This window comes from Proteus alimentorum, from assembly GCF_002607735.1.
GTDB classification, from domain to species: domain Bacteria; phylum Pseudomonadota; class Gammaproteobacteria; order Enterobacterales; family Enterobacteriaceae; genus Proteus; species Proteus alimentorum.
The window spans coordinates 331,657-350,099 of record NZ_NBVR01000031.1 but is presented as its reverse complement, the minus strand read 5'-3'; the positions used below and the strand labels follow the sequence as shown (position 1 = coordinate 350,099).

Here is an 18,443-nt window from a genome sequence, read left to right as displayed (position 1 = left end):
ACGCCTATTTGGGGTATTAGTTCAGAGAGTTATCTGATGAATAAAGAAAAAGATACAGATAGCAAAGCGGGTTATGTACCCACTTTTCACCGTGCATATTTGCATCCTCGTCATTGGGGAACATGGTTAGGTGCCGGTGTATTAAGTGCATTAGCTTATATGCCAGTAAAATGGCGTGATCCATTTCTTGCTTCTATTGGTCGTTTTGTTGGACGTAAAGCGAAAAGCGCAAGACGTCGTGCAGATATCAACTTGAGATACTGTTTTCCAACATGGAATAAAACGCAACGTGAAAATGTACTCGACAGTATGTTTGAAACTGCGCCTCAATCCTTTGTGATGTTAGCCGAGCTTTGTTTAAGAGGTCCTGAGCGTATATTAAAACGCACATCTTGGCAGGGGGTAGAAATTATTGAGCGTTTTAAAGAGCAAGGTCGTAATGTCATTTTTATGGTGCCTCATGGCTGGGCGGTTGATATCCCAGCAATGTTGTTAGCATCAACAGGTCAGAAAATGGCAGCAATGTTTCATCACCAAAAAGATCCCGTTGCGGATTATTTATGGAATAAAGCACGTCACCATTTTGATGGTCGATTACATTCACGAGAAGCGGGTATTAAGCCGTTTATTTCTTCTGTGCGACAAGGTTACTGGGGCTATTATTTGCCAGATCAAGATCATGGTGCAGAGCATAGTCAATTTGTGGATTTTTTCGGTACCTATAAAGCGACATTACCCGCGATTGGACGGTTAATGAAAGTATGCCGAGCGGCTATCGTACCGTTGTTCCCAGTGTATTGTCATAAAACGCATCAGCTTAGTATTATTGTTCGTGAACCAATGGATGATATTGAAGATAAAGATGATGCGTACATTGCGCGCAGAATGAATGAAGAATTAGAAGCACTAGTAACGCCAACGCCAGAACAATATACGTGGATCTTAAAATTACTGAAGACACGCAAAGAGGGCGAAATAGAGCCTTATGCTCGTGAGAATATCTTGGACTAGTTTTTACACGAAAAATAACCAAATAAAAAACGGGCACTTTATTAAGTGCCCGTTTTGTTATTAATACTTAGCGATCAGTATTATTCAACAGTCAAAATACGACATGTATTGGTGCTACCGACGGTACCCATTTGGTCACCTTGAGTCACTAACACTAAATCACCAGAAACTAAGAAACCTTTATCTCGTAAACGACCAATGGCTTCATTAGCAGCGGCAATACCATCAGTGTGAGTGCTGCAATACACTGGTGTTACACCACGGTAAAGAGCGGTCTGATTTAATGTTTTCTCATGACGAGACATTGAGAAAATGGGCAGACCTGTACTGATACGAGACATCATGCGTGCAGTACGACCTGATTCAGTCATCGCAATAATCGCATTAACGCCTTTCATATGGTTAGCTGCATACATTGTAGACATCGCAATGGCTTCTTCCACCGTATCAAACACCATATCTAAACGGTGCTTAGAAACATTGGCGGCTGGCATTTTTTCAGCACCTAAGCAGACCTGCGCCATTGAAGCAACTGTTTCTGCTGGATATTGTCCTGCGGCGGTTTCTGCTGAGAGCATAACGGCATCAGTTCCATCCAACACGGCGTTAGCAACGTCCATGACTTCGGCGCGAGTTGGCATTGGATTTGTTATCATTGACTCCATCATTTGAGTGGCAGTGATAACGACACGATTAAGCTGGCGAGCACGACGAATTAATTTTTTCTGTACGCCAACTAGCTCAGGATCACCAATTTCAACACCTAAATCGCCACGAGCCACCATCACCACATCTGAAGCGAGAATGATTTCATCAATAATTTCATCATTAGCAACCGCTTCAGCGCGTTCTACTTTTGAAACGATTTGGCATTCACAGCCTGCATCACGGGCTAAACGGCGAGCAAGGTTAAGATCTTCGCCTGTTCTTGGGAACGAAACGGCAAGATAATCAACACCGATTTTTGCAGCAGTGATAATATCTTGCTTATCTTTTTCTGTTAATGCATCAGCAGAGAGGCCGCCACCGAGCTTATTAATGCCTTTATTGTTGGATAAAGGACCACCGACAGTCACTTCAGTAAAGACTTTTAAACCATCTACTTTGAGGACTTTTAACTGAACTCGACCATCATCAAGAAGTAAAATATCGCCCGGAACCACATCGGCGGGTAAGCCTTTATAATCAATACCCACTTGATTTTGATTACCTTCGCCTTTTTCGAGCGCCGCATCAAGTAAGAATTTATCACCGACATTCAGGAAAACTTTTCCGTCTTTAAAGGTAGATACACGGATTTTAGGGCCTTGTAAATCGCCGAGAATAGCAACATGGCGACCTAATCTTGCAGCAATTTCACGCGTACGATTAGCGCGAGCAAGATGATCTTCCGCAGAACCATGAGAGAAATTTAATCGAACAACATTTGCGCCAGCAATAATAATTTTTTCTAAGTTATTATCACGATCTGTTGCTGGGCCTAAGGTGGTAACAATTTTTGTTCTTCTGAGCCGTCTGGACATTTATTACTCCGTTGACCTTGAACGAAAGGTGTTGGCAATTGGATAAAACAGAAATCAGACTGTGTTTTACCCAATATGTTAAGTGAAACGCTTCAAGCTAATTGCAACATACACTACTGTTTTCATTATATGCGAGAGTTAGCTCGCAGATATGCTACCATTTTTCAAAAACTTATCTAGTCAGAGGCACAATTGGAAGTGTGACTGTACTGACAGAATAATTAAAAACGGTTACTTATCAAACCGTGAATCACGTAAAGCTTCTTTGACGCGCTTCAAGTTATCTCTGAATTTTGGTCCTCGACGCAAAATAAATCCTGTTGCGAGAACATCAATAATAGTGAGTTGTGCAAGGCGGGAGATCATTGGCATGTAGATATCAGTATCTTCAGGCACATCAAGCAAGATGGGAAGGGTTGCTTCAGAGGCTAAAAGAGAGCCCGGAGTCGTAATGGCAATAACAGCCGCATCGTTTTCGCGAGCGATTTTGGCAATTTCAACTAAATTTTTTGTACGTCCTGTATGTGAAATAATAACGACGACATCACCATCAGTGCTATTTATGCAACTCATACGTTGCATGACAACATCATCAAAATAAGTAACAGGGATATTAAAACGAGAAAACTTATTCATGGCATCGTGAGCAACGGCTGCTGATGCACCTAAACCAAAAAAAGAGATTTTTTTAGCTTGTGTCAAAATATCAACGGCACGATTGATCGCTGCGATATCAATATTATTTTTAACGTTTTCAAGTCCCGCCATTGCGGATTCAAAAATTTTATTGGTATAAGAAGAAACAGTATCGGAATCATCAATATTACGATTTACATAAGGCGTGCCGTTGGCAATGCTTTGTGCTAATTGTAATTTGAAATCAGGAAATCCTTTTGTTGCCATACGTCGGCAAAATCGATTGACAGTCGGTTCACTGACATCAGCCGTTTTAGCCATTAAGGCAATACTTGAATGGATAACGGTTTGTGGCGCAGTTAAAACAGCCTCCGCGACTTTTTTTTCTGATTTACTCAAGATGTCCAGATTAGACTGAACTCTTTCCAATATATTCATTAAATATACAGATCCTTGGCTTTGCCAATTTCAATAAAAGGAGAAATCTATAACGGTTTTATGAAAATATACTACGCAAAGAACAAGGCTTGCAGTGTAAACCATCGGTAAATGGGGCCTTTTTCGTTAAAGTATGACGTGTGTCTAACTTTCAAAGCTGAAAACAAGAAACAAAACTGTTGTAAAGTTACAAGAAAGGATAAAACACTAGGCATAAAATGAAGCATTACAATATGTGTGGTAAGTTAAAGACTAAAATGTGCAAGTGTATTTACTGAATACATCCAAAAGAGTACATTAATACAAAATTCTGTAACAAAATTACAAAATCTCATCATGAGGAGACGTTCTATGGCAGCGATATCGACTGCTCAGGCCTGTGATCTGGTTATCTTCGGTACGAAAGGGGATCTAGCACGCCGTAAGCTCATTCCATCATTATATCAATTGGAAAAAGCAGGATATATTCACCCTGACTCTCGCATTATTGGTGTCGGTCGTGCTGATTGGGATGTTGAAGCATATAAAAATGTCGCTCATGAAGCGTTAAAAACCTTTTTAAAAGAAGAAATTAACCCTGAAATTTGGCAACGTTTAAGTGATCGCTTAGATTTTTGTAATCTTGATGTTAATGAAACCGACCATTTCATTGAGTTATCAAAGCATCTAAAACAAGATAAATTACCCGCTATTTATTACTTTGCTATGCCACCAAGCACTTTCAGTGCGATGTGTCAGGGATTAGGTCATGCAAAATTAAATAAAGAGCCTAATCGTGTCGTAATGGAAAAACCATTAGGGACAGATTTAGCGTCTTCGGTTTCTATTAATGATAGTGTCGCGAAATACTTTAAAGAGACTCAAATTTATCGTATCGACCACTATTTAGGTAAAGAAACCGTTTTAAACCTATTAGCGCTGCGCTTTGCAAACTCACTGTTTGTTAATAACTGGGACAATAAAACGATTGATCATGTCCAAATTACAGTTGCAGAAGAAGTGGGTATTGAAGGGCGCTGGGGATACTTTGATCAAGCAGGCCAAATGCGTGATATGGTACAAAATCACCTATTACAAATCCTGACTATGATTGCGATGTCACCGCCAGCTGATTTAACCGCTGATAGTATTCGTCAAGAAAAAGTGAAAGTTTTACGTTCATTACGCCGTATTGATAACACCAATATTCGCGAAAAAACGGTTCGAGGACAATATACTGGTGGCTTTGTACAGGGTAAAAAAGTCCCTGGTTATCTTGATGAAGAAGGTGCCAATAAAACCAGCAATACCGAAACCTTTGTGGCAATCCGTGCTGATATCGATAACTGGCGTTGGGCAGGTGTTCCGTTCTATTTAAGAACAGGCAAACGTCTACCAAGTAAATGTTCAGAAGTTGTGGTGTATTTTAAAAAGCCTGCACTGAATATTTTCAGTGAGACTTATCAAGAGTTACCACAAAATAAGCTGACTATTCGTTTACAGCCAGATGAAGGTATTGATATCGAAGTGCTAAATAAAGCACCGGGACTCGATCATAAGCACCGTTTACAAACAACTAAGCTAGACTTGAGTTTCTCTGAAACCTTTAACCAAACGCATTTAGCGGATGCTTATGAGCGTTTGCTGTTAGAAGCCATGCGTGGCATTCAAGCATTGTTCGTGCGTCGTGACGAAGTGGAAGAAGCATGGAAATGGGTTGATTCAATTATCAATGCATGGGAATGCGATAATGAGCTACCTAAGCCATACCAAGCAGGTACATGGGGACCTGTTGCATCTGTTGCCATGATCACTCGTGATGGTCGTTCTTGGAATGAAATTGAATAATTGATTTTGATTGGCCATTCTAAAAATATGACACCCAGCTATGCTGGGTGTTTTTCTCTTCAGTAAATGTTTTTAAGCATAATTACTTGCTAATAGATGAATAAAACCCATATTAAAACGAAAATTGTTTCAATAACTATTCATAAAACCGATAAGTTATGAGCGGGCGAAAAGTTAAAACTTAAACAAAACCAACCAATTAACTAAAAAATTTTCCTCAAAAGCATTGCTTTAAATAATTTGGCGTGATAGAAATATCATGTAACATTTAACCATCTTATATGAGGGTTCGGAGTATATCGTGCGGATGGTCTGTGCGATGAAAGAATAAATAATCATGACTAGCGCCAAAAGCGTCAAAGTTAAACGTTCTACCTATAAGTTATTCCTTTCTGCTATTTTATCCAGCGAACACTATTGGTGTGGCGCATTATAGAAACCTCTCATCTTAATTCCTGAGTTATCAGGAAACGACGTTGCCTTAACGTTCGGCTACAATTGCCGCCAGAAAGACTATCTACATATTCTCTATCTTCTGCGCAAGAAACGTTTTGGCGTATTTCGAATGTGTATGAGAGATGAAAAAATGATTTATTGGATATTTTTAGCATTAGCTATTGTTTGTGAAGTTATCGGTACTTTATCTATGAAGTACGCCAGTGTAAGCGGTGGTTACACCGGTATGATAGTCATGTGGTTAATGATTGCCACTTCCTATATCTTTTTAGCCATAGCCGTTAAAAAAGTGGCATTAGGTGTAGCATATGCACTGTGGGAAGGTATTGGAATTGTCATTATTACGACATTCAGCGTTTTGTGGTTTGGTGAATCACTCTCACCATTAAAATTAGGTGGCCTAGCAATGTTAATTGCAGGGATCACACTTATCAAATCAGGTACTAAAAAATCGGCTGTTGCTAAGAAAACAACAGATTCGGTAAAAAGTATTGCTGGTAAAGCCAAGCACGTTGCCAGTGCCGTAAAAGGAGCGAATAAGCCAATTCCTGCCAATATCAAGGAGGCTTAATTATGTTAGCTCAATTTGAATGGTGGCATGGTGCATTTCTAATACTTGCCGTTGTGCTCGAGATTGTTGCGAATATATTCTTAAAAATGTCTAACGGCTTTAGCCGAATGGGATTAGGAATATTATCACTGTTTTGTGTGTTAGGGGCTTTTAGTGCACTTGCAATGGCAGTCAAAGGGATAGAGCTTTCTGTTGCTTATGCACTTTGGGGAGCATTCGGAATTATTGCAACCATTGCCGCGGGTTGGATCTTATTTAATCAACGACTCAATTATAAAGGATGGGGTGGAATTATATTATTACTGGTTGGTATGGTAATGATCAAATTTGCCTAAATCTAATTAACTTAATGAGTGAGATATTGATAAAACAAAAAATCTAATTATCACGGCAAAATAAGACATTAAAAAGCTGAGTTCTTATGAATTCAGCTTTTTTTTATATAAACATAAGAGCTTAATAAATAATACTTATTTACATTGCCGCAATGATTTTAATTTCAACTTTATATTCAGGGTGCATTAATTGTGCTTGTACAGTACAACGTACTGGAGCATTACCTTTGGCAACCCATGCGTCCCATGCTTTATTCATTCCTTCAAAATCGGCTTTATCAGCTAAAAAGATTGTCGCATCAAGAATTTTAGTTTTATCAGAACCTACACGTTGTAACAAAACGTCAATTGCCGCTAATGTGTCTGCTGTTTGTTCAATAATATCGCCTGATAAATTTTCTGGCACTGCAGTGTAATAAATTGTGTCGTTATGAATAACCGCTTCAGACCAGCGATCTTCAGGGTCGATACGTTTAATTGTCATTATAAGTTCTCCTTTGTATTAACGGCATAGGTGGTACTTTTGGTTATCCACTGGCATAATTTACGTCTTATTTTATAAAAAGAGTATGCCTGTGTCAGACGATTTTGCAGAAAACGGGATTTTAACCCGAACCATTCCAGGATTTCATCCCCGTGAAGCTCAACGACAAATGGCGAAATCAATAACGGAAGCTATTGATAAGCAAGGTGTACTTATCGCTGAAGCGGGTACGGGTACAGGAAAAACGTATGCTTATCTTGTGCCCGCATTGCGTTCGGGTAAAAAAACGATTATCTCAACAGGCTCTAAAGCCTTGCAAGATCAACTCTATAGTCGCGATTTACCCACGATCATTGAAGCGATTAATTATGATGGTAATACAGCATTATTAAAAGGGCGTTCTAACTATCTGTGCTTAGAACGACTTGATCAGCAAATGCTCAGTGGTGGTGATCTCGAAGCCGAAGTTTTGTCTGATGTAATGTATGTACGCCAATGGTCAACACAGACCGAAGATGGTGATGTTAGCCGTTGTCATAGTGTTGCGGAAGATAGCCGAGTTTGGCCTTTAGTCACAAGCACTAACGATAACTGTTTAGGCAGTGATTGCCCTCGCTATAAAGAGTGCTATGTTCTAAGTGCACGTAAAAAAGCAATGGATGCGGATATTGTGGTGGTTAATCACCATTTATTTATGGCAGATACCGTTGTTAAAGATACCGGTTTTGGTGAGCTAATTCCGGAAGCGGAAATCATGATCTTTGATGAGGCTCATCAAATTCCAGATATCGCTAGCCACTATTTTGGTCAACAACTCACCAGTAGACAGCTTTTTGATCTCGCCAGAGATATGACAGTGGCTTATCGTACAGACGTCCGTGATCAAGTTCAGTTGCAAAAAAGTGCTGATAGATTAACGCAAATGGTGATGGATTTTCGCTTAGCGTTAGGTGAGACGGGTTATCGAGGAAACTTACGTGAGCTGTTGCAAGGTGGTGAAACAAAACGTTTTCTTACGTTGTTGGATGATGCCTTAGAACTAAGTTATGACGTAATGAAACTTTCGTTAGGGCGAAGCCAATTACTCGATAGTGCTTTTGAACGAGCCACGGTTTATCGCAATCGCTTAAAACGCCTGATTGATACCACAATTCCGGGTTATAGCTATTGGTTTGAAAGTTATGGTCGCCATTTTTTATTAGCTATCACGCCACTCTCTGTTGCGGATAAATTTCGCGAATTAATCAAATCACATAAAAGCAGTTGGGTGTTTACCTCAGCAACACTTTCTGTGAATGAGCAGATGTCTTATTACACAGATAGATTGGGCTTAGAGAATGCGACAACACTGATTTTAAATAGTCCATTTGATTATCAGCATCAAACGTTGTTGTGTGTACCACGCTATTTACCGCCTTTAAACCAGCCTTATACGGCGAAACGATTAGCTGCAATGCTAACCCCCGTTATTTTAAAGAACCAAGGTCGCTGTTTTTTCCTCTGTACTTCACATGCCATGATGCGGGGACTTGCCGAAGAATTTAAAGCCAGTTTGCCATTACCCGTATTGATGCAAGGTGAGATGAGTAAAACACAATTACTGCAAAAATTTGTCTCATCAGGAAATGCGCTGTTAGTTGCGACCCAAAGTTTTTGGGAAGGTGTTGATGTGCGTGGCGATACGCTCTCTTGTGTGATTATTGATAAATTACCCTTTACAGCACCTGATGATCCTTTATTAAGAGCACGTATTGAAGATTGTGAGTTGCGGGGCGGCGATGCCTTTAGGGATGTCCAAATTCCTGATGCAGTTATTAGCTTAAAACAAGGTGTCGGGCGATTAATTCGTGATGTACACGATTATGGTGCAATTATAGTTTGTGATGATAGGTTGGTTTCTCGTGCATATGGCGAAGTTTTTTTAAGTAGTTTGCCACCTTCACCACGAACGCGTTCACTCGAAAAAACAATGAAATTTTTGAGCCAACGTGTACAGCAGAATGAAATACAAGAAATATCGGATTCATAATAGCGATCGCACAGAATGTGTGTTTATTCTGTTGAACACTATTATGATATTATTCTTTCTCTTTTAATTATCGAATTTGCCGGAGTTATGGCGTGTCACTGCGAATTTTAGCAATTGATACTGCAACAGAATCGTGTTCAGTTGCAGTTTGGAATGAAGGCGTTGTTGCTTCACGTTTTGAAATCTCACCTCGTGAACATACACAAAAGATTTTACCTATGGTGAAAAGCGCTTTAGAAGAAGCAAATATCACATTGCAATCATTAGATGCACTTGCTTTTGGACGAGGCCCAGGCAGTTTTACAGGTGTTCGTATTGGTGTGGGTGTTGCACAAGGTATCGCGTTAGGTGCTGAATTACCTATGATTGGTATTTCATCACTTGCCACTATGGCTGAAGGGGTATTTAGAACAACGGGTATCAAGCACGTTTTAGTCGCAATCGATGCGCGTATGGGTGAAATTTATTGCGCTCAATATCAACGCAATGGTGCTGGTGCTTGGGTAGGAGAAAATACTGAAGCGGTGATGAAACCTGAGCAATTTATTGACGCATTACAATCGACGACGGGAACATGGGCAATGGCAGGTACAGGCTGGCAAGCTTATCCAGATTTAAAAGAGGCGCTTCCTTTCACTGTTGTTGAAACTGAGATTACGCTTCCTGCTGCACAAGATATGTTACCCCTTGCTGTAACCGCTTGGCATGAAGGCAAAGCGACGAAAGTTGAAGATGCTGAGCCAGTTTATTTACGTAATGAAGTGACGTGGAAAAAACTGCCCGGTCGTGAATAGATTTATGAGTATCTATTAGAAGCCTAAGCGTGAAGCTAAGCTATAATATTATTATAGAGTAACGTTAATATTGACTTGCAATGAGGTGGTTTATGAACAGACAATTAAACTACCGTTTGGTAAGCAAAGCGCTATTTCTATCTGGTGCTTTGTTTCTAGCGGGATGCGTCTCTATACCTGAATCAATAAAAGGTACATCAGCAACGCCTGTTACTGATTTAAATGGCGTTTTTGTTGCACCTGAGCTTTATATTGGCCAAGAAGGGCGTTTTGGTGGGCGTGTGGTTGATGTTAAAAATCGCCAATCATCAACACAGCTAGAAATTGCTGTTATGCCTCTTTCTCAATATGATGCCGCGCCCGAATTGCAACAGCCTTCTGTTGGGCGTCTCTATGCTAATGTTATGCATTTCTTAGATCCTACTGATTATAAAAATCAGTATGTAACCGTTGTTGGTACTATCAAAGGTGTTGAATCTGGCAAAGTTGGTGAGGCGAGCTATCCCTTTTTACGTATTGATGTAACGGGTATGAAACGCTGGACACTGACACAGCAAGTCATTATGCCAGCACCTGTTATGACATGGGGGTATTATGGAGATGGCCCATATTGGGGTTATCACCATGGATATGGCGGTTACGGTGGATATCCATATGGAACTGGTCAGGTTGTGCCTGTTTTAGAATAATAAATGGATATTGAATCACATGACGAGATAATATTTCATCTTCATTTGTGTGAAACGGTGTATAATCAATATCTATAATATATTAGGTAACTATCTAATAGAGTTATTAAAGTTGAATAAAAATAAAAGAGAGGGCGGTTTTGACCGCCTTCTTTTTTGTTAATCTAAAAATAAAATATTTAGTGACACACTTCGCATCTTCACAACAGAAAATTGTTTGTGCTGGTAGGATGAGTTAATACTTTGTTAAAAATGAAACATAATATTAACCCAAGAAGTGCGATTAATCAGGAGTACTACTTTGGAAAAAGTCTGGCTTAAACGTTATCCGGCAGATGTTCCGGCTGAAATTGACCCGGACCGTTTCGCATCCCTTGCTGAGATGCTTGAAAACGCTGTCGCAAATTACGCAGATCAACCCGCCTTTATCAATATGGGCGAGGTCATGACTTATCGCAAACTTGAAGAGCGTAGCCGTGCTTTTGCAGCATACCTGCAAAACGGCTTAGGATTAAAAAAAGGTGATCGTGTTGCCTTGATGATGCCTAATTTACTGCAATATCCTATCGCGCTTTTCGGTATTCTTCGTGCAGGTATGGTTGTCGTAAACGTAAACCCACTTTACACACCAAGAGAACTTGAACATCAATTAAATGACAGCGGTGCAAGTGCCATTGTCATAGTCTCTAACTTTGCGCATACGCTCGAAAAAATCGTATTTAATACCAGTATTAAACACGTTATTTTAACCCGAATGGGTGATCAGCTATCTCGTCCTAAAGCAACATTAGTTGACTTTGTTGTTAAATATATCAAACGATTAGTCCCTAAATATAACTTGCCTGATGCAATTTCATTTCGTAGAGCAATGCATTTTGGTTATCGTATGCAATATATTAAACCTGAAATTACGGGAAGTGATTTAGCCTTCCTGCAATATACAGGGGGAACAACGGGCATTGCTAAAGGTGCGATGTTAACGCATCGCAATATGTTGGCAAATCTTGAGCAAGCAAAAGCGGCTTATGTTCCTGCACTCAATGTAGGTAAAGAGCTGGTGGTCACCGCGTTACCGCTGTATCACGTTTTCGCTTTAACTGTAAACTGTCTGCTCTTTATTGAGATTGGGGGTAAAAATTTACTTATCACCAATCCTCGTGATGTAAAAGGTACAATTAAAGAACTAGGACGTTACCCTGTCACGGCAATTACTGGCGTAAATACTTTATTTAATGCTTGGTTACAAAACCCAGAATTCCGTCAACTTGATTTCTCCAAACTAAACCTCTCTGTTGGCGGTGGTATGCCTGTTCAAAGTAGTGTTGCTAAAGAGTGGGAGGAGTTAACAGGTAAACATTTGTTAGAAGGTTATGGTTTGACTGAATGCTCTCCTTTAGTCACGGGTAACCCGTATAATCTGAAAAAATACAGTGGCAGTATTGGATTACCAGTACCTTCAACAGAGGTTAAGTTTATCGATGATGAAGGTAATGAAGTTGACCGCACCGTAGGCGGTGAAATGTGGGTTCGTGGGCCTCAAGTCATGAAAGGTTATTGGAATCGTCCTGATGCCACTGATGAAGTCTTACACGATGGTTGGGTTGCAACCGGTGATATTGCCACAATGGATGACGAAGGTTTTATTCGTATTGTTGATCGCAAAAAAGATATGATCTTAGTTTCAGGCTTTAATGTATACCCTAATGAAGTCGAAGAGGTTGTCACGGCGCATCCTAAGGTTTTAGAATCAGCTGCGATTGGTGTACCGAGCAAAAACTCGGGCGAAACAGTTAAAGTTTTCATTGTGAAAAAAGATCCATCATTAACCAAAGATGAGATAAAAACACACTGTCGTCGTTACCTAACGGGTTATAAAGTACCTAAAATTATTGAATTTCGCGATGAATTACCAAAATCAAATGTTGGTAAAATTTTACGCAGAGAGTTAAGAAATGAAGAAAAAGAGTTGAAAACCTCAACTGAATCTTGATACAACACACAATAACCTTTTTCAATTTCGCCGGTTTATACCGGCGTTTTTGTGATTACATAAAAAAGTCATTAGACATAAAAACAAGAGAAACCTGTTTTGAATTATCAATTGATTACGACAGACACTGCACTAGATACCGCCTGTAAAGCCGCTTCAGAGGTTTCACAAATTGCTTTAGATACAGAGTTTGTCCGCATACGTACCTATTATCCACATCTTGGTTTGATTCAGATGTATGACGGTAAACAGATCTCTCTTATTGATCCGTTAGCAATTAAGGATTGGGCTCCTTTTGTTGAGCTATTAACAAACCCAAGCATTATGAAGTTTCTCCATGCTGGAAGTGAAGATCTCGAAGTCTTTTCTCACCAGTTTGGTTGTGTTCCAACACCTATGATTGACACTCAAGTGGTTGCTGCATTCTTAGGTCATCCTATCTCTTGTGGCTTTGCGACATTAGTTGAGAAATATGAAAATGTTGTACTAGATAAAAGTGAATCTCGAACAGATTGGTTAGCACGTCCTTTAACTGAAAAACAGTGCCAATATGCCAGTGGTGATGTTTTCTATTTGCTACCTTTAGCTGAAAAATTAATTAAAGAAGCGGAAGAAGCAGGCTATATGGATGCTATTGCAGATGAATGCAAAATGATTGCAGAGCGTCGGCAAGAAACGGTTGTACCAGAGCTTGCCTATCGTGACATAAGCAATGCATGGCAATTAAAAGGTCAACAGCTAGCATGCTTGCAAATGCTTGCTCAATGGCGTTTAAATCAAGCTAAATCTCGTGATATGGCATTAAACTTCGTTGTAAGAGAAGAACATTTATGGTCTGTTGCTCGCTATCTCCCTTCATCATTAGCAGAGCTAGATGCACTGTCGCTTTCAGGTCAAGAAATCCGTTGTCATGGCCGTCGTTTATTAGATTTTGTTGTTAAAGCTAAAGAAATTAAAGATGAAGATTGCCCAGAGCCTATTAGCAATTTAATTGAGCAACCAAACTACAAAAAAGCATTTAAAGCGATTAAAGCGGTTATTCAAGAAATTAGTGAAGATAAGCGCTACAACCCTGAGTTGTTAGCGTCAAGAAGACAGATTAACCAATTATTGAGCGTTCACTGGAAAATAAAAAAAGGGCAACCTGAATTAATTTCGCGCTGGCGTAAAGCATTATTAGAAGAGAAAGTGACAGAAATTTTGGCGCAATATCCATAGTCTTATTAAGTATTTATTTTCTAATCCCTAATATTCAAAATAAGATGGATTGTTAGTTTAATAAACAATAACAAATAGGAGTCTCTTTTGAGGCTCTTATTTTTTGCACAAGAAAAAACACCGAGAAAAGGTGAGCGCATAAATAGGTTTAGGAAATAGAGATGTTATTGCGAAATAACATGCCTCCTTTGACTTATCACCAATGATTAAAATAGCAACGAGATATAGCGCTATTTGCGCATTCAGGTGTTCTCAATATGTATATAATTAAACACAGAGCCAATCAAATTAATTATAGTTCATGGCTGGCTCTGTGAATAATGACTTATATAAAGCGTAAAATATGATTTACTTTGTAGGCTCTTCACTCTCAGGTAAAGTCACATTTAGCTCTAATACAGAGATATCATCGCCTTTTTGTTCAAATTGAACAGAAAGCATCTCTGGATCTATCTGCACATATTTACAGATGACACCTAATAAATCCCTTTTCATATCAGGTAAATAAGCTGGCTCGCTATCACCACGGCGGCGTTCTGCTACGATAATTTGTAGGCGCTCCTTGGCAATATTAGCTGTCGACTTTTTACGCGACAGGAAAAAATCTAGTAAAGCCATCTTTTACCCCCCAAAAAGGCGTTTCAGAAAGCCTTTTTTCTCTTCTTCAATAAAACGGAATGGATGTTCTTCACCTAACAAACGATTTACTGTATCTGAATAGGCTTTACCTGCATCAGATTCGCTATCTAAAATAACAGGTTCACCTTGGTTAGATGAACGTAAAACAGATTGATCTTCTGGAATAACACCCAATAGTGGAATGCATAGAATTTCAAGAACATCTTCCATACTTAACATGTCACCACGGCTAACACGACCGGGATTATAACGAGTTAATAGCAGATGTTCTTTAATTGGATCTTCACCGCGTTCAGCACGACGTGATTTTGAGGCAAGAATGCCTAAAATACGGTCGGAGTCACGTACAGATGATACTTCAGGGTTTGTTGTGATAATGGCTTCATCTGCGAAGTAAAGGGCCATTAATGCACCACTTTCAATGCCCGCAGGAGAATCACAAATAATAAAATCAAAACCCATCTCATCGAGTTCATCTAACACTTGTTCGACACCATCACGGGTGAGAGCGTCTTTATCTCTTGTTTGTGAAGCAGGGAGAATAAACAGATTTTCTGTGCGCTTATCTTTAATCAAAGCTTGATTTAAAGATGCATCACCCTGAATAACATTAACAAAATCATAAACAACTCTACGTTCACAACCCATGATAAGGTCTAAATTACGTAACCCAATATCAAAGTCGATAACAACCGTCTTATGACCTTTTTGAGCGAGGCCGGTAGAAATGGCCGCGCTGGAAGTTGTTTTACCAACCCCACCTTTACCTGACGTAACAACAATAATGCGTGCCATGGAGTGATTCCTTGTCGATGCTCTAAATTAAGTTCTCGATTGTTAATTCATTCTCTTGCAGACTCAGTTGTACTGACTTACCAACAAAGTCTGTAGGAATTTGGTCGCTTAGCCAATATTGACCAGCAATAGAAACAAGTTCAGCAGACAGATGTGTACAAAAAATATGGCTCTCTTTATCACCCGATGCGCCTGCAAGTACACGTCCACGCAACACACCGTAGACATGAACATTACCATCTGCAATTAATTCAGCGCCTGCACTCACATTACTAATAACGACTAAATCGCTATTTTGAGCATAAATGCGCTGACCTGAACGCACAGGTGTATGGATGATTTTTGTTTTTTGACGAACAACTGCCGGTGCTTCATTCGTTTTATCGTTATTTGCCTGAGTGCTGGGCTTAACTATTTTACCTTCATTTAAGATAGGTAACTGTGCGGCAATTATCGCTTCTTTCTGTTGAGCGTTTGAACTACCACTAATTCCCACGACTCGTAAGCCAGCATCTTCTACAATTCGCCTCAGTTTTTTAAAATCAATATTTTCATCTGCTAAAGCAGAGACATTGATAACCACAGGTGCATTTTTCAGAAATTGAGGCGCTTGTGCAATTTTTTCTGAAATAGCCTGACGAATAACTTTCGGTGTTCCATCGTTTAAATGGAGTACTGAAAGGGTAAAATTACTGCCTTTTAACTCAATGGGCGTGTTTGACATCTATCTGACTCAGTAAATTTTTTATAATCTGGCACAAAAAACCAGAGACGATATTACGAAAGTATATAAGCATGTTATATTTACTAAAATATTCAGGCAAGTCGCTTATTTTAATAATTAGAGTTTAATGAAAATGATTTGTGCAATTTACCGTAGTACCAAACGTGATCAAACTTATTTATACATCGAAAAAAAGGATGATTTCTCTCGAATTCCGGACGAATTATTACAAAGTTTTGGCGAACCACAGTTTTCAATGTTGCTTAATCTCGCGGATAGACAGCGTTTAGCGCATGCTGACATTGAAAAAGTCAAAAAAGCATTAGTTGAGCAAGGTTTTTACTTACAAGTTCCACCACCTGTCGAAAGTATGTTAAATGCTTATTTAGATGAATTAAAAAAATCAGAAAAAACTGAATAAATCATCGAGATAAAAGGAGCATAAATGTTCAAATATTCATTCATCGCTGTGATTGTTTCCGGTTTAATGTTATCTGCGTGTACTAATGGCCAACAAAAATTGGCTGAAAGGCAAATTACTGCACCAGAGGCAACGGCAGTTGAAACACAAAAAACGGCTCGATGGAAACAAGTGAATGTTGCATCATTAGAACAAGCGTTTCCTAAAGAAACGCGTACTTCTGCACAATTTCCTGCTTATGTTGAAGCGTTAAAATTGAAAGCAGCTCAATTGGGATATCAACAAGAAACAATAGATTTTGCTTTTTCAGAAGCACATTTTATTGAACGAGTGATTAAATCAGACCGTAATCAGCCGGAAAAGAAAATCACACTCGATGTTTATTTACCTCGCATTGTCACCAATGGCCGATTAAACCAAGGGGCTAAGCTTTATCAAGAGAATCAAGATACCCTAGAACAAATCAGCAAAAAATATGGTGTACCTGCAAACTATATTGTTGCGTTATGGGGGCTTGAGAGTGGCTTTGGTAAGGTGCAAGGCAAAGAAGATGTTGTCTCTGCACTGGCAACGCTCGCGTTTGAAGGACGTCGAGAAGAACTCTTTGCGCGTCAATTGATGGCGGCATTAGAGATTATTGAAGAAGGGCATATCCCTCAAGGACAGCGCCTCAAAGGCTCTTGGGCGGGCGCTATGGGACAAACTCAGTTTATGCCATCCTCCTTCTTAACTTATGCCGCCGATGGCAATGGTGATGGGAAAATCGATATTTGGAATACTCAAGAAGACGCATTTGCTTCGGCTGCTAACTATTTAGCGACTGAAGGTTGGAAAAGTGGACTTCCTTGGGGAGAACAAGTTACTTTATCGGTAGATTTTAACCAACAGCTTGAAGGCATTAAGACCGAACAGAAAAAAACGGTCGCTCAATGGAAAGCATTGGGTGTGCAATTACCAGTAAATAGTCAATTGAACGATGCTATGCCTGTATGGTTAATTATTCCTGATGATGATTTGCACAGAAGCTATTTAGTGACACAGAACTTCCGTACGATTATGCATTGGAACAGCTCTTACTTTTTTGCCCTTAGCATTGTCACAATGGCTGATGGCGTTGCTAATAAAATAAATTCACTGCCTAACGCGAACTAATCGTGTTTTTACAGTGAAATAAAACACAGCAATTTACCTAAAAGGAACACATTATGTATCAACATCGTGATTGGGAAGGTGCGTTACTTGATTTTCCTGTCAATAAAGTGATTTGCGTTGGCAGTAACTATGCAAATCACATTAAAGAGATGGGATCCGTTCGCTCAGAAGAGCCTGTGATTTTTATCAAACCAGAAACAGCTATGTGTGATATTCGCCAACCTATAGCTATCCCAAAAGACATGGGGGCGGTTCATCACGAAATTGAATTAGCAGTACTTATCGGTCAGCCACTTAAGCAAGCTAATGAAGATAGAGTTGATCGTGCAATTGCGGGTTTCGGTATTGGTCTTGATCTCACATTACGAGATTTACAAGGTAAATTGAAAAAAGCAGGGCAACCATGGGAAAAAAGTAAAGCGTTTGATGGCTCTGCACCATTATCTGGTTTTATCCCTGTCAATTCATTTGGTGACCCGCAAAATGCGGATTTGATGTTACGTGTTAATGACGAGATTCGTCAGCAGGGTAACAGTCATGATATGCTAACCCCTGTTTTACCCCTTATCAGCTATATGTCTCGCTTTTTTACTCTACGTCCTGGTGATGTGATTTTAACGGGGACACCTGAAGGTGTTGGTCCTCTAGAATCAGGTGATATGTTGGTATTAAGTGTTAATGAACATCAGTTGACAACGCGGGTTATTTAAT

18 protein-coding genes are annotated in these 18,443 nt (G+C 39.5%); 12 read left to right on the top strand and 6 right to left on the bottom strand.

Annotation, left to right across the window (positions count from 1 at the left end; all coding sequences use genetic code 11):
• Positions 1 to 36 precede the first annotated feature (36 nt).
• Positions 37 to 1,011: a lauroyl-Kdo(2)-lipid IV(A) myristoyltransferase gene (lpxM, locus tag B6258_RS12135; protein WP_099075702.1), complete on the top strand. Its 975-nt coding sequence runs from the start codon at positions 37 to 39 to the stop codon at positions 1,009 to 1,011.
• Between the two features lie 80 nt (positions 1,012 to 1,091).
• Here lpxM and pyk read toward each other — a convergent pair whose 3' ends face one another.
• Both pyk and B6258_RS12125 read right to left on the bottom strand, forming a co-directional pair.
• On the bottom strand, positions 1,092 to 2,534 hold the full coding sequence (pyk, locus tag B6258_RS12130) for a pyruvate kinase (protein WP_088495460.1): 1,443 nt from the start codon (positions 2,532 to 2,534) through the stop codon (positions 1,092 to 1,094).
• 231 nt (positions 2,535 to 2,765) lie between these two features.
• A complete protein-coding gene (locus tag B6258_RS12125; protein ID WP_099075468.1) occupies positions 2,766 to 3,608 on the bottom strand; it encodes a MurR/RpiR family transcriptional regulator in 843 nt (280 codons plus the stop codon).
• Positions 3,609 to 3,959: 351 nt separating this feature from the next.
• On the opposite strand from B6258_RS12125, the gene zwf reads away from it, so the two are divergent.
• The 3 genes from zwf to mdtI all read left to right on the top strand — a co-directional run bounded on the left by zwf (position 3,960) and on the right by mdtI (position 6,797).
• The gene (zwf, locus tag B6258_RS12120; protein WP_088495462.1) at positions 3,960 to 5,435 is read left to right on the top strand and encodes a glucose-6-phosphate dehydrogenase; all 1,476 of its coding nucleotides are present in this window, start codon (positions 3,960 to 3,962) and stop codon (positions 5,433 to 5,435) included.
• Between the two features lie 586 nt (positions 5,436 to 6,021).
• Positions 6,022 to 6,462: a multidrug/spermidine efflux SMR transporter subunit MdtJ gene (gene mdtJ / locus B6258_RS12115; protein ID WP_072068468.1), complete on the top strand. Its 441-nt coding sequence runs from the start codon at positions 6,022 to 6,024 to the stop codon at positions 6,460 to 6,462.
• 2 nt (positions 6,463 to 6,464) lie between these two features.
• Positions 6,465 to 6,797: a multidrug/spermidine efflux SMR transporter subunit MdtI gene (gene mdtI, locus B6258_RS12110; RefSeq protein WP_023582084.1), complete on the top strand. Its 333-nt coding sequence runs from the start codon at positions 6,465 to 6,467 to the stop codon at positions 6,795 to 6,797.
• Between the two features lie 139 nt (positions 6,798 to 6,936).
• On the opposite strand, the gene B6258_RS12105 is transcribed toward mdtI, so the two are convergent.
• Positions 6,937 to 7,281, bottom strand: coding sequence for a RidA family protein (locus B6258_RS12105; RefSeq protein WP_099075467.1), 345 nt, complete (start codon positions 7,279 to 7,281; stop codon positions 6,937 to 6,939).
• Between the two features lie 85 nt (positions 7,282 to 7,366).
• Between B6258_RS12105 and B6258_RS12100 the strand changes: the two genes are divergently transcribed.
• From B6258_RS12100 to rnd, 5 genes are all read left to right on the top strand, one after another.
• Complete coding sequence (locus B6258_RS12100; protein WP_099075466.1) at positions 7,367 to 9,310, top strand: DNA repair helicase YoaA; 1,944 nt, start codon at positions 7,367 to 7,369, stop codon at positions 9,308 to 9,310.
• Between the two features lie 92 nt (positions 9,311 to 9,402).
• Entirely contained in the window at positions 9,403 to 10,104 is a 702-nt protein-coding gene (tsaB, locus tag B6258_RS12095; protein ID WP_099075465.1) for a tRNA (adenosine(37)-N6)-threonylcarbamoyltransferase complex dimerization subunit type 1 TsaB, read from the top strand.
• 92 nt (positions 10,105 to 10,196) lie between these two features.
• On the top strand, positions 10,197 to 10,793 hold the full coding sequence (locus B6258_RS12090) for a Slp family lipoprotein (RefSeq protein WP_099075464.1): 597 nt from the start codon (positions 10,197 to 10,199) through the stop codon (positions 10,791 to 10,793).
• A 301-nt stretch (positions 10,794 to 11,094) separates the two neighbouring features.
• Positions 11,095 to 12,783 (top strand): long-chain-fatty-acid--CoA ligase FadD, encoded by a 1,689-nt coding sequence (gene fadD / locus B6258_RS12085; protein ID WP_099075463.1) that lies wholly within the window; start codon positions 11,095 to 11,097, stop codon positions 12,781 to 12,783.
• Between the two features lie 99 nt (positions 12,784 to 12,882).
• Positions 12,883 to 14,001 (top strand): ribonuclease D, encoded by a 1,119-nt coding sequence (gene rnd / locus B6258_RS12080; RefSeq protein WP_099075462.1) that lies wholly within the window; start codon positions 12,883 to 12,885, stop codon positions 13,999 to 14,001.
• Between the two features lie 348 nt (positions 14,002 to 14,349).
• Here the strand turns inward: rnd and minE are convergent, their stop codons facing one another.
• Genes minE through minC form a run of 3 tightly spaced genes read right to left on the bottom strand, consistent with a single transcriptional unit; the run spans position 14,350 to position 16,159 of the window.
• The gene (minE, locus tag B6258_RS12075; protein WP_023582089.1) at positions 14,350 to 14,619 is read right to left on the bottom strand and encodes a cell division topological specificity factor MinE; all 270 of its coding nucleotides are present in this window, start codon (positions 14,617 to 14,619) and stop codon (positions 14,350 to 14,352) included.
• A 3-nt stretch (positions 14,620 to 14,622) separates the two neighbouring features.
• Positions 14,623 to 15,435: a septum site-determining protein MinD gene (minD, locus tag B6258_RS12070; protein ID WP_099075461.1), complete on the bottom strand. Its 813-nt coding sequence runs from the start codon at positions 15,433 to 15,435 to the stop codon at positions 14,623 to 14,625.
• 22 nt (positions 15,436 to 15,457) lie between these two features.
• Positions 15,458 to 16,159 carry a septum site-determining protein MinC gene (gene minC, locus B6258_RS12065; protein WP_023582091.1) on the bottom strand — a complete coding sequence of 234 codons (702 nt, stop codon included), beginning with the start codon at positions 16,157 to 16,159 and terminating at the stop codon, positions 15,458 to 15,460.
• Between the two features lie 133 nt (positions 16,160 to 16,292).
• Here minC and B6258_RS12060 point away from each other — a divergent pair, with 133 nt between their 5' ends.
• Genes B6258_RS12060 through B6258_RS12050 form a run of 3 tightly spaced genes read left to right on the top strand, consistent with a single transcriptional unit; the run spans position 16,293 to position 18,442 of the window.
• Positions 16,293 to 16,580 (top strand): YcgL domain-containing protein, encoded by a 288-nt coding sequence (locus tag B6258_RS12060; RefSeq protein ID WP_069369136.1) that lies wholly within the window; start codon positions 16,293 to 16,295, stop codon positions 16,578 to 16,580.
• A 24-nt stretch (positions 16,581 to 16,604) separates the two neighbouring features.
• Positions 16,605 to 17,732, top strand: a complete 1,128-nt coding sequence (locus B6258_RS12055) for a lytic murein transglycosylase (protein ID WP_099075460.1) — start codon at positions 16,605 to 16,607, stop codon at positions 17,730 to 17,732.
• Between the two features lie 53 nt (positions 17,733 to 17,785).
• Complete coding sequence (locus B6258_RS12050; protein WP_099075459.1) at positions 17,786 to 18,442, top strand: fumarylacetoacetate hydrolase family protein; 657 nt, start codon at positions 17,786 to 17,788, stop codon at positions 18,440 to 18,442.
• Position 18,443: the final 1 nt, after the last annotated feature.